At 35.7% G+C, this 12456-nt stretch carries 11 protein-coding genes; 3 read left to right on the top strand and 8 right to left on the bottom strand.

Translation table 11 applies throughout. The annotated features are described in order from the left end of the window. Window positions 1-65 precede the first annotated feature (65 nt). The 3 genes from LUA91_RS17115 to LUA91_RS17105 all read left to right on the top strand — a co-directional run bounded on the left by LUA91_RS17115 (window position 66) and on the right by LUA91_RS17105 (window position 2826). Window positions 66-1061, top strand: a complete 996-nt coding sequence (locus LUA91_RS17115; protein ID WP_231427326.1) for a fumarylacetoacetate hydrolase family protein — start codon at window positions 66-68, stop codon at window positions 1059-1061. 244 nt (window positions 1062-1305) lie between these two features. Beyond that, a complete protein-coding gene (locus LUA91_RS17110; protein ID WP_231427325.1) occupies window positions 1306-2193 on the top strand; it encodes a flavin reductase family protein in 888 nt (295 codons plus the stop codon). A gap of 24 nt (window positions 2194-2217) precedes the next feature. Then, on the top strand, window positions 2218-2826 hold the full coding sequence (locus LUA91_RS17105; protein WP_231427324.1) for a YdeI family protein: 609 nt from the start codon (window positions 2218-2220) through the stop codon (window positions 2824-2826). Window position 2827: 1 nt separating this feature from the next. Here LUA91_RS17105 and LUA91_RS17100 read toward each other — a convergent pair whose 3' ends face one another. The 8 genes from LUA91_RS17100 to LUA91_RS17065 all read right to left on the bottom strand — a co-directional run bounded on the left by LUA91_RS17100 (window position 2828) and on the right by LUA91_RS17065 (window position 12071). After that, window positions 2828-3376 (bottom strand): C40 family peptidase, encoded by a 549-nt coding sequence (locus LUA91_RS17100; protein ID WP_231427323.1) that lies wholly within the window; start codon window positions 3374-3376, stop codon window positions 2828-2830. A gap of 116 nt (window positions 3377-3492) precedes the next feature. After that, the gene (locus LUA91_RS17095) at window positions 3493-3867 is read right to left on the bottom strand and encodes a DUF4870 domain-containing protein (protein ID WP_231427322.1); all 375 of its coding nucleotides are present in this window, start codon (window positions 3865-3867) and stop codon (window positions 3493-3495) included. 133 nt (window positions 3868-4000) lie between these two features. Continuing rightward, a complete protein-coding gene (locus tag LUA91_RS17090; protein WP_231427321.1) occupies window positions 4001-4702 on the bottom strand; it encodes an SDR family oxidoreductase in 702 nt (233 codons plus the stop codon). A gap of 27 nt (window positions 4703-4729) precedes the next feature. Next, window positions 4730-6511, bottom strand: coding sequence for an aromatic amino acid hydroxylase (locus LUA91_RS17085; RefSeq protein WP_231427320.1), 1782 nt, complete (start codon window positions 6509-6511; stop codon window positions 4730-4732). Between the two features lie 423 nt (window positions 6512-6934). Continuing rightward, window positions 6935-7426, bottom strand: a complete 492-nt coding sequence (locus LUA91_RS17080) for a GtrA family protein (RefSeq protein WP_231427319.1) — start codon at window positions 7424-7426, stop codon at window positions 6935-6937. A gap of 74 nt (window positions 7427-7500) precedes the next feature. Then, on the bottom strand, window positions 7501-9429 hold the full coding sequence (locus LUA91_RS17075) for an LTA synthase family protein (RefSeq protein ID WP_231427318.1): 1929 nt from the start codon (window positions 9427-9429) through the stop codon (window positions 7501-7503). A gap of 88 nt (window positions 9430-9517) precedes the next feature. Further along, window positions 9518-10207, bottom strand: a complete 690-nt coding sequence (locus LUA91_RS17070) for a CAP domain-containing protein (protein ID WP_231427317.1) — start codon at window positions 10205-10207, stop codon at window positions 9518-9520. Between the two features lie 220 nt (window positions 10208-10427). Continuing rightward, on the bottom strand, window positions 10428-12071 hold the full coding sequence (locus LUA91_RS17065; protein ID WP_231427316.1) for a glycine--tRNA ligase: 1644 nt from the start codon (window positions 12069-12071) through the stop codon (window positions 10428-10430). Window positions 12072-12456: the final 385 nt, after the last annotated feature.

Below are 12456 nucleotides of genomic sequence, written 5' to 3'. Positions count from 1 at the left end.
GTTTGTTCATGTTTTATTTCCTGCCCTAAATCACTAGCTTTACCACGTATTTTAACCAAATTTATATGAAATTAGTAAGTTATAAAACTGAAGACAGAGAGCATTTAGGCTTATTTATAGATGGCCACATTTATAATTTAAACAGTTGCGATAAACTTCTTCCTGACACAATGAATGAATTTTTGCAGGGCGGAGAGGTGCTGATGGAACGTGCAAAAAAGGTTGATTTACAAATTAAAGATGGTAGCCTATCAGCTAAGGAAGAAATTTTTTACGAAATTTTAGCTCCGGTTCCTCACCCAACCAGTTGCAGAGATGGATATGCATTCAGACAACATGTAGCGGCAGCCCGCCGAAACCGCAAAGTTGATATGATTCCACAATTTGATGAATATCCAATCTTTTATTTTACCAATCATAATGCAATACAGGGAACAGGCGAAATAGAATGTATGCCAGATCATTTTGAAAAGCTTGATTTTGAATTGGAATTGGCAATTGTAATTGGTAAAAAAGGAAGGAATATAAAGGCAGCAGAAGCCGACGAATACATTGCTGGTTATATGGTGATGAACGATATGAGCGCCCGCACCTTACAAATGGAAGAGATGCTGTTGAATCTTGGCCCAGCAAAGGGAAAAGATTTTTCTACTGTTATCGGTCCTTGGTTGGTTACTCCCGATGAACTGGAGCAATATAAAGTTTCTGCTAAAGATGGCCACACGGGGAATGCTTACGATTTAAAAATGACTTGTAGAGTAAATGGAATCGAAGTATCGAAAGGCAATGCTGCGGATATGGATTGGACATTTGCCGAAATTATCGAACGCTGTGCTTATGGTGTAGATATTTTGCCAGGCGATGTAATTGGATCTGGAACAGTTGGTACTGGTTGTTTTCTCGAACTGAATGGAACGGGTTTACTAAATGACCCAAACTATAAAACGCAATGGCTCCAAGCTGGAGATGTGGTAGAAATGGAAATTACTGGCTTAGGTGCGCTAACTAATACCATTACAAAAGCAGAAACTGAATTTTCGATATTGGGGTTGAAGAAATAGCCGAGATTTGGTGGTGTTATCAAATTATCACAAACCAAATGCAGGATATTTAAGCGAGCAATAATTTACATTTATTGTCCGTCATTGCGAAATCGATTCTTCATCGATTGAAGCAATCTCATTTGATTAATAAACTTAATGAGATTGCTTCGTGCCTCGCAAGGACGACCTATCTAATTTAAGATTTATAACGACCAATAATTAATTTCTAACCACATTAATTCAAACTTTTAATCATAAAGCTTTGCTAACCCTAAAAACCTCCGACCTGTCTGCCGTTCAATTACAGGATTACCTGCAATATGCTATCGCCCCACGACCAATTTGCTTTGCATCAACCATTGATCCTGAAGGAAATATCAATCTAAGTCCGTTTAGCTTTTTCAATATGTTTAGCACAAAGCCACCGATTTGTGTTTTTTCGCCAGCAAGACGAGTGCGTGATAACACAACAAAACATACCTTGGAAAACGTTTTGGAAGTAAAGGAGTGTGTCATCAATATTGTGAATTACGATATGGTACAGCAAATGAGTTTGGCCAGTACAGAATATGGAAAAGGTGTTAACGAATTTGATAAAGCTGGTTTTACCATGCTGAAATCCGATGTAGTGGCTCCGCCAAGAGTTGCAGAAGCACCTGTTCAGTTTGAATGTGTGGTAAATCAGGTTATCCCTTTGGGCGAAACTCACGGTGCAGGAAATTTGATTTTAGCAGAGGTAAAGCTTATTCACATCAATGAAAACATTTTAGATGAAAACGGTAAAATCGACCAGAAAAAAATAGATTTAGTTGCTCGCTTAGGCGGCGATTGGTATTGCCGGGTAACCGAAAGTAATTTATTCAAAGTAGCGAAACCATTGGCTAAATTAGGCGTTGGGGTAGATCAGTTACCAAAATCAGTACGCTTATCAAAAGTATTAACTGGTAATGATTTAGGAATGTTGGGGAATATCGAAACCCTACCAAATGAAGAAGATATTGATTTGATTTCGAATCATCCTGAAGTGAAAGAAATATTAGATGCTACCATTGGAGATGCAACCAATAGAGAACGAGAGCTTCATCAACTTGCTCAAAGCTATTTGTTACGGGGAGAGGTTGAGTTTGCTTTAAAAGTAGTTTTGCTTTAAATTTAGTAGACCAAAACAAAAATTATGCACACCATTGTTCAAGTTGACCAGTACATTATAAATTCGGCAGAATTTGCCATTCCAATTTTAGATCACCTAAGAAATTTGGTACATAAGGCAGATGCCCGAATTGAAGAAAAAATGAAATGGAGCATGCCATTTTTCGAATTGAAAGGATCGGTTTGTCACATGGCTTCATTCAAGAATCATTGCGCATTCGGATTCTGGAAAGGTTCGTTGATGAAAGATGAATATAATCTTTTTGAAAAACACGAGAATGCAATGGGCTCATTAGGGAAGATTAAATCTTTTAAGGATTTACCTCCTGATGAAGTACTGATCGCTTATATTCAACAAGCGATTCAGTTAAATGAAGATGGAATTAAACTTCCGCCAAAACCGAAAGCTAACGATAAACCAACTCTTATTGTACCTGCTTATTTTCTAGATGCATTACAGGAAGATCCAATTGCCATGGGTGTATTTCAAAACTTTAGCGAATCAAACAAACGCGAATACGTTAACTGGCTGGAGGAAGCCAAAACGGAAACTACTAAATTGAAACGCTTGGATAATGCAATGGAATGGATTGCAGAAGGTAAACCTAGAATGTGGAAATACTTGAAAAAGTAAGCTACAAAATACTTACAATCTTCATAAACCGGTTTCTATAATGACCATCAAGTTCAGTGATGGTTACACTATGCGCTTTTCCTGATGAAGCATGAATAAACTTAATTCCATCTGAATCAATAGAATAAACAATGCCAACATGGCCAATTCTTCTCACTTTACTATTACTGCCAGTAAAAATGAGTACATCGCCAACCTTTGCATTCTCTAAAGATGTTTCTTTTCCAGCACCACTAAATTCGCGAGATGAACGTGGAACTTTGAAGCCGAAGTTGCTGAAAACATAACTTACAAAACCCGAACAATCAAAACCTAATTTTGGATTGCTCGTGGCATATCTGTAACGAATGCCCAACATACTTTTGGCAAAATCTATTAAAGTTTCTGATTTGGTTTCCTGATCGTGATTGATGGTTGATTTAGCCTCTTTTGGAAGATTGGCTACCAGTTTTTTTACCATTTCCTGGTATTGTGCTGGTATTAGTGTTTGGGCTTTTCCTGCAGTTGCAGACAAAATGAAAAACAGAATTGGAATGATTATTTTCTTCATATGTTGGTGCCAAAGATAGAAAAATTATTTAAGGCACCTCAAAATGTGGAAAACCTGTTAAAACAAAAAAGCTCAAGTTGGTGTACTTGAGCTTTTTAATGAATTATGAATCTTAATTAAATTCCAGGGAACATGGTTTGTGCTTTCTCGCCAATTAGAGGAATCGGTTTCTTCTGACCATTAATTGCACCAATTAAACCGATAATCCAAAGCACAAAAAGACCAATTTGAACAATAGTTCCGATGATACCTAGTGATGCAATGTTGGTAGATACAATTAAAACTGTTAACAAAATGGCTAATCCCCATCCTAATACAGTAGATACAATTGCAAAAAGTAATGTCTGTCTTAATTGATAACTACCCAGTTCAGTCTTGTTATCTTTGTGGAGTGCAAAGTAGGCAATTAACCAACCAATGATTGTAAAATAACTTACGATACCAGCAGTTTTGCCATTATCGGTTGTAGTGAAGTTTTTGTTTGTTTCCATATATTAATTTAGTTTTTAGTTTGTTAGATTTAGTAATAGGGAAACTCCTACTAAGTAATAAAAATTTTATTGATAAATGAAATGAAATTTATTTTACAAAATATTAATTAATCGAGAATCACTTCAAGCTTTACTAAGGAGTTGTAACGGCAACCGGTAAAATTTTTCCATTAAAAAATTTATGTCCTGTTTTAGCGAAATCCGCAATATATTTACCCATTTCAAAGGCCATAATCGGGCTTTGGTAACCTGGGAAAGCAGCTTCAAGCATTTCGGTTTGAGCAGATCCTAAAGCTAAACAATTTATTTTGATTCCGGTTTCAGCCAATTCGAAAGCCAAACATTCTGTTAAGGTATGTAATGCAGCCTTACTGGCAGAATATGCCGATAATCCGGGAAATTTTACGCTGCCCTGAAAGCCGCCCATACTTCCAATATTAACAATATGGCTTCCGCTTTGCATCATTGGCAAAATATTCTGGATCATCCTGAAGTGTGATACTACGTTGCTTTGAAGCATTTCGCCAAGGTCGTTTTCTGTCGTTTCTAAAAAAGGCTTATTAATTAAGGCGCCGGCATTGTTAATCAGAATATCTACATGGCCCAATCTTTCCTTTAAAAATGGAACCAATGCGGCATAATCGTCATTAACGATATCAAATTCGACAGGTAAAAGTGTACAATCAGGGTTTATGCCTCTTGCTATTTCTAAAAGCTTTCGTAGTTTTTCTGCAGTGCGGGCGATAGCGACAATCTTATTCTCTTTTTGCAAACTAAATTCCAATGCAGTTTCAAAACCAATTCCACTGCTTGCTCCGGTAATTATAATATTCATTCTTTATTTTGTAAATCTGCTTCAAATCTAATCATTAGCAATTAACTGACTAACAGGATTCTTAATTACATGCAGTCCGTCGCTAATTAATTTATGGTGATCGGGCTCTCTGCCTGCTTTTAACTCCAGATATATTTGAACTTCCTTTTCCAGCTGGTGATAGATTTTTTTATGGTAAACCAGTTCCAAAATTTCTAAAGCACAAAGCCAATCCTGTCTATAATTTGATTTTAGCTGATTAAAAATTTCAGTCAGTTGATCTAAGTTTTCACCACCTTCCCTTATTTCCCGAACGGTTTTATATAATTGATGAAGATTCAATGTTTTATCATCATAAGCAATGTGCTGCGTTTGTTCCAGGCTAATTAAAGTAATTTCCTCAAAAGCATCTTTATCGGCAGCACCATTAAAAACTGAAACTATTTTATCGCCAACTGCCATATCGTATACTCCCCATTCTGGCTTAAACAAAATGTTTCCATTACTTTCTGTAACGGTACAGTTTTTAAAGGTGATTAAAATTGCCTTTTCATCTTTTCTTAAAATATTGATAACCTCACCATTTACCACAATTCCACTTTCAAAAGTGAGTTTAGTGCTATTGCCTGAATCAGAACCAGAAGCTCTAATTTCTTCGTCGCTATAGTTTTCTAACGATTTTGTAGAATTTTTTAGCTTACCAACAGGTGATGAAAAACCATCTTTATGGTAATTTTTTCCGTGGTTATCCAACTGTTTCTCTGCAAAAGCCAAAGCTGATGGTCCGGTAGTTTTAATAAATGTTACGTCATCAGCTACATTTAAACCTAAATCGGTGAATAAACCGCTTACCTGTAAACCGGAACTGTATACTGCCGTAGCTATATTCTTGCAGGCAATGGCCTTCATAATACTTTCTGCACCACCAACTCTAAAAGCCATGGTATCAGCGAAGGATTCCAGCACATCAATCAAATTTTGAAATGTTTCGGTAACAAAGAGCTGCGGTTGAGGTTTGGTAATGTCATAAGCATAATTAATCGTATCAATATTGTACCAGATTTTTTCTACGTCGTTTTGCATGCAGCTTGCACTTTCGCCAATTGATGAAAGTAATCCGGCTCCATAAATTTTCGGATTTTCAAGTGTTCCAATCAAGCCGTATTCAACTGTCCACCAATGTAAACGGCCAAGTAAAGCCATTTCTGAAGGTTCACCCATGTTCTCGTTGATATACCGAAGTTCTTTCTCTGCTTTGGCAATCAGGCTTTCATCAACATCTACTGCTTCTTTCAAAATAGAGAGTTTCCGAATTGCTTCATAGAGTTCAAAATCTTTGGCCGAAAACATGGCTTTTGCGCCAATAGAACCAAAGTAACTTAAATAATTATTGTAATCTGTATCGGCTATAATGGGTGCGTGACCAGCACTTTCATGAATAATATCGGGAGCAGGCGTATATTCAATATGGTTAATTTGCCTAATATCGGCAGCAATAACCAAAACCCGGTAAGCCTGATATTCCATAAACGCTGCAGGCGGTATAAAGCCATCAACAGTTACTGCGCCCCAGCCAATTTTACCTAAATTATCATTCATGGTTTGCAAATCGGGAATATATTCAATGCTTAAACCTGCTCTTTGCAAGCCCTTTATATAAGGATAGTAGGCTACATTTTTTAAGTAACTGTAGTTCTGACGCATTACATATCGCCAAACTGCCTGATCGATAGGGGTGTACTTTTCGTAGTTTTGGGCAACAATAAACTGTTTTAAATGCTTAGGTAGTTTCGCTACTTGCGCATTATTGAAGTCATTAAAATGGCTCATGGTTTATGAAAATAAGTTGGTCGGTAGCTAAGTTAGCTTGTTGCATTTATGTTCGCAAATATGCTGCTGCCTAAATTAACAGCTAAGCGTAATAAAGGTTTGCAGCAAAAATTGATGATTTTTTGGATAGTAAATTTTTATTGGAAAGCAATACCTGTGTTCAATTGTGATTATTAGTCGGCTGTTTGCTAAATTTCCGATGAAGAATCGGGAGATATCGCGTCCATCCCGTTTAATCACACCAGGCAGTGCTTTTTACCATGGTTTTTGGCAATTCGCTATCAACCGGAAATAGTAGTAATACCCAAACAATTTAAACCCGACTTAATGGAAAACCCACAGGTTGAGGAACGAAACCGAGGATTTGAAATGAGGGCGGGGCTGCAGAAACCGAAAAACTACTGAAAGTGCTTTTCAAATAAATTACTTGTTTTTGCCCCCAATCTTTTTTACGCTAAAAGTAAAATAATGCTGGTATAGATAGCTAAATCCTGCTATGGCTACAGAAACAACCAGGCGGGAAATGGTTGGGTAAATGCCTAACATTTCGACAAAGAACTTCAGTAACACATAGTTTAAAAGCATGTTTATAAACTGCAGGTTCAAAAATCGAAATAATTGAACACGAGATTTTACTTCGCTGTGTGTAAAAATAACATACTTGTTTAGCAAGAAACTGTATGGAATTACAATGGCGAACTCCACCAGCAGGGCCATGGTATTGCGCTTAAGCGTCATGCCCATAACCTTAACTTCTTCAGTTAAAAATACGTAGTTGTAGGCCAGATAAAAAATAACTAAACCGAGTACAAAAGTGCTTCCACCGGTGGCTAAATACCTGAAATTATGTAAGGAAATAAATTTTTTAAATGGTGGATAAAAAAAATCTATGAAAGCTAAGATTGCTTTACGCATTATTGAAATAATTTGGCCAAAAATATAAAGTTTTGTTGCAATTGTTAAATAAATTCATAAATCGTAGAAATAAGCTAATCGATAGTGAGTTTGTTTTCTATCATTCTGTTATTATATTGTTGGATAAAAGCTTTCAAATGTTTTTCTAGATCATCCTGAACTGCAGGCAATTTGTTCTTCAAATTGTTTTCGTTTAATCGATCAGTTTTCAAATTATAGAGCGAATTGGTGCATTTGCCATCACTGCTCAATAAATAATCTCCCTTGTATAGGTTATAGGTTCCGTCATTATGGTTCAGCACAAAATCATTCGGATTATCTTTAAATGCATCCCTACCAAAGGCTACATAAGGTTTATCATAATGCAAATAGTTTAAAACAGTTGGCATAATATCTATCTGCTGTACATTTTTTTCGGTTTTGCCTTTTAATTCGCTACCAGGATAATAAAATAAAATTGGTATTGAAAAATAACCTGCAGTGGTTTGGTATTCAGGTAAATATGAAACTGTTGCATGGTCGGCGCATAACACGAATAATGTATTTTTATACCATGGCATTTTCGAAGCTGTAGCAAAGAATTTTTTTAATGCCATATCGGTATAACCCATTGGCTCTTGCACTTCCAATGGTCCTTGTGGAAATTTGCCTTTATATTTTTCTGGTACTTTAAACGGATGATGTGACGATAGAGAGAAAAATGCACTGAAAAATGGTTGCTTAAATGTATTTATTTTTTGAGCCATAAACTGCATAAAAGGTTCATCCCAAATCCCCCAAATGCCATCGAAATCATCATCATTATTATATTCTGTTTTACCATAGTAGTGCTCAATTCCTGCTAAGTGGGTGTAGGAATTAAATCCCATTGAGCCATTTGGAGCCCCATGAAAAAACGCTGTTTCGTATCCTTTTGTGCTTAAAAGCTTAGCGATGCTAGTTGTTTTATTGCCTGAATAATTGCCCAATACAAAAGGACCACAAACCGATGGAATGCCTGAAATGACCGATGGAAGCGCATCGATTGATTTTCTGCCATTTGCATAAGTATGTGTAAAGGTGTAACTATTGTTTACCAAACTATCAATAAATGGAGTGTAACCTTTATATTTTCCATTTAATAAATCAGTATTGAGGCTGCCGACATGTTCTTTCCCTAAGCTTTCAATAATTAAAAAAACTACATTTAATTTTCTAAATGGCTTGCTGGTATCTGGCTGATGAACCACATTGTAAATGGAATTCAATGTTTTTTCATCATAATAATCCATTTTTTTTAATGCTTTTCTACTTAATGATCTAATGAGGCAAAAGGGTGTGTTTAAAACCAGGCTAATTTCGCTTGGACTATCAACAAATTCGCCAGCATTACCCATTGTAATTGGTCGGGTGCTGTGCCGCCATCCACCCCGCATACCTACAACCATCAAAGCTAAGCCAACAATAAAAATGATTGAGTTTAATGCATAATTTGGCCAAACGTAATATTTAGGTTTTTTGATTTTGAAATAATCGTAAAGTTTGATAAAAATCCAAACGGTAAGGATGAGAAGAATTAACAGGTACCAATAATCTACAAGAAAGTTGATAATAAGTTTGAAAATATTGTGCTCATGCCCAAATTGGCTTGCAAAATCGGCAGTTGTTCTTTTTAGCGTAAAAGGATAGTACACAAAATCTATAAAGTTGGTTACAATACCAATGGTGTTTGTAACTATAAATAGCCATTTACAGATAGATTGATAGGTTTCATTATATCTAAACTTAAACGGTAGAAGTTGCAATATTAAAAAAAGGGAATTGATGTATAGCAAAGCTGAAACATCAAACTTAATTCCGCCAAAAAGAATGTAAGAAAATTTGCCAATAGAGTCAATATTGAAAAGATGGTAATTAAAGGCATAAAAGCCTAATCTACATAGGGTGTAAATAAATAATATTAAAAATAAACGATAGCATAATGCCGCGTAAAAATTAATATTACGTGTTGTTTGGTTAGGCATGATTAGTTATAATCCGCAAATGTAATAAAATTTGAAAAGTGACTTAGCACTTTTATAAAATTTTCGTTACATAATTTGAGCGATCGTACTACTCATTTTTAGTATAGTAAATAGGTTGAGAAATAAAATCAATCACGGCGCACCAAGTAAATGATGGGTGTCTTTGAATATTTACGCCAACTGTATTCAGTTTGTTTTTCTGATCAATAATATTAAACCGATGGCCGAGAGACGGTACACCGCAATCGAGCAGTAAATGGCAAACAATATCCAAACTATTTGAATAACCAAAATCAATGTTTTCACTTTTTATTTGATTGGGAAAGTATTTTGATAAACGTTTAGAAAAAGAATTGCCATTGCTGCTCTCGTGCGAATCGAGGTTATTTCTGTTTAAATCTTGAGCATGGCTTTTACTTAAAGCACTTAATTTTTCATCGGGATAAAACATAGGTAAATTTTTTATTCCCCGCAGGTTTTTAAGTAATGATACATAATAAATATTGGTTTTGGTGATCCGTAATTCATTATAATTTCGATACTTTCTAACTTTCGAATTGTAATTGTTAATATAATCCTCAAGAAATGTATAGTAAAATTTTTCGCCATTAATGCGTATAAGGTTCATATACATTACGATGTTTTTTTCCTCGTTGGTTAGATAGGATGCGTTTGCAGCGGTATTTGCCATTCGGAATTCAGCATCTGTCCAGTTTTGAGCTTTAGCTTTGTAACCAATAAGAATTGTAAATAAAAAGGCTAAAAATAGTTTGCTCATTGGTTCGGTTTTCAACAATAACGCTCGTAAAAAACATTTATTTTTTGTTTATTTTATTTAAACAAAAATGGATATAGTAAGGCAGAATGAATTAGTGTAACTTTAAATAAGGCTAAATTTATTTAGCCTTTGTAATAGAATCAGTATAGAAAATATTCCAAAAAAAAGCTGCAGGTTTTAAAACCTGCAGCTAAATATGATAATGCAAAACTAAGTCTACTTAAGCTAAAAGTGTTTTCCAGCTTACCGCTTTTCCAACAATATTAGCTAAATCTGCAATGGCAACACGTTCTTGCTCCATGCTATCGCGATGACGAATCGTAACCGTATTGTCTTCTAAACTTTGATGGTCAATAGTGATACAGAATGGTGTACCTATTGCATCCTGACGGCGATAGCGTTTACCAATTGCATCTTTTTCTTCATAAATACAATTTAAATCGAATTTCAAGGTATCCATAATTTCGCGGGCTTTTTCTGGTAAACCATCTTTTTTAGTTAATGGGAAAACGGCCACTTTATATGGTGCTAAAGCAGGGTGCAGGCGTAATAAAGTTCTGCTATCCTGTTTGTCTTCTGTGCTCAAATCCTGCTCTTCAAAAGCATTGATCATCGTTAACAAAAACATACGGTCTAAACCGATTGAAGTTTCGATAACATAAGGAACATAGTTTCCATAAGGTTTACCTTCTTCATTTAAATCGTTATCAAAATATTGCATTTTCTTACCCGAAAACTCCTGGTGCTGTGTTAAATCGAAATCGGTGCGGCTGTGGATACCTTCTACTTCTTTAAATCCAAAAGGGAATTCAAATTCAATATCAGTTGCAGCATTTGCATAGTGGGCCAGTTTCACATGATCGTGGTAACGGTATTTTTCCGAAGAAGTTCCTAAAGCTTTATGCCATTTTAAACGGGCTTCTTTCCAGTACTCAAACCATTTTTTATCCTCACCCGGGCGAACAAAAAATTGCATTTCCATTTGCTCAAACTCACGCATGCGCATAATAAACTGACGGGCAATTACCTCATTTCTAAAAGCCTTACCAATCTGTGCAATCCCGAAAGGAATTTTCATTCGTCCCGATTTTTGAACGTTCAAAAAGTTTACAAAAATACCCTGGGCCGTTTCCGGACGAAGATAAACTTCATCACTTCCTTCTGCCATAGCGCCGAATTGCGTGCTAAACATCAGGTTAAACTGGCGAACATCTGTCCAGTTTGATGTTTTAGAAATCGGGCAAATAACTTTATAATCAACAATTAAATCTTTCAGCTGTGCTAAATTTTCCGATTTAAGTGCAAGGTTCATTTCAACTTCAAGCGCCAGGCCTTTTTTTACAAATCTCCAGCTTGCCTCATCAACGAAAGGGTATTTTGCGTTATCTAAAATTCCTTCCTCATCTTTAAAACTTGGAATCCAACTGGCCTGCCCCTCATCGCTTAAACCTAATATCTCCTGCTGAAATTCCTCGAATTTAACTTTGTTATCAGCTGAGAAATTTGCTAGTTCAGAGTAAAGCTCATCAATTTTATTCTCTAATAACTGGTCGGCACGGTAACGTTTTTTCGAATCCTTGTTATCAATCATAGGGTCGTTAAAACCATCAACGTGTCCGCTGGCCTTCCAAACTTTAGGGTGCATAAAAATTGCAGAATCAATGCCCACAATGTTCTCATGCATTTGCACCATGGCTTTCCACCAGTATGTTTTAATGTTGTTTTTTAATTCGGCACCCAATTGGCCATAATCGTAAACGGCACTTAAGCCATCATATATTTCGCTGCTTTGGAACACGAAACCGTATTCTTTGGCGTGTGATATTACATTTTTAAATTGTTCGTCGTTATTCTTTTGAGCCATAATGGAGGCAAAGATAATAAATAAGGTAAAAGGATTTGACTAGGATTTTAATGATTATTTGATTTTAAGATTTTGAATGCAAAACATTGAGCTCAAACGTTCTGAAGTATCTTAGATGGGTCAAAAATTTTTAGAAAAGCAAATACAGTGACGGTCGGTTTGTTCAGCCCCGCTATTTATTACAATATTTTTGAGGATACTTAAAGTTATCCGATGAATATCGGCATATTGCATATATTCATCGGATAACTATTATCGCAAAAAAAAAATATTTTCATTTCTATCGGGTTTAGGTTGGCCAAAATTCTAAATCTATTTACGTTTTAAATGCACAAAACCAAGAATTCCGTTTTACATCTTACATCTTCCATTTTTTCCTATTTTT

Source organism: Pedobacter sp. Leaf250, assembly GCF_920984735.1.
Taxonomy (GTDB): Bacteria; Bacteroidota; Bacteroidia; order Sphingobacteriales; family Sphingobacteriaceae; genus Pedobacter.
This window is presented reverse-complemented; position numbering and strand designations above follow the sequence as displayed.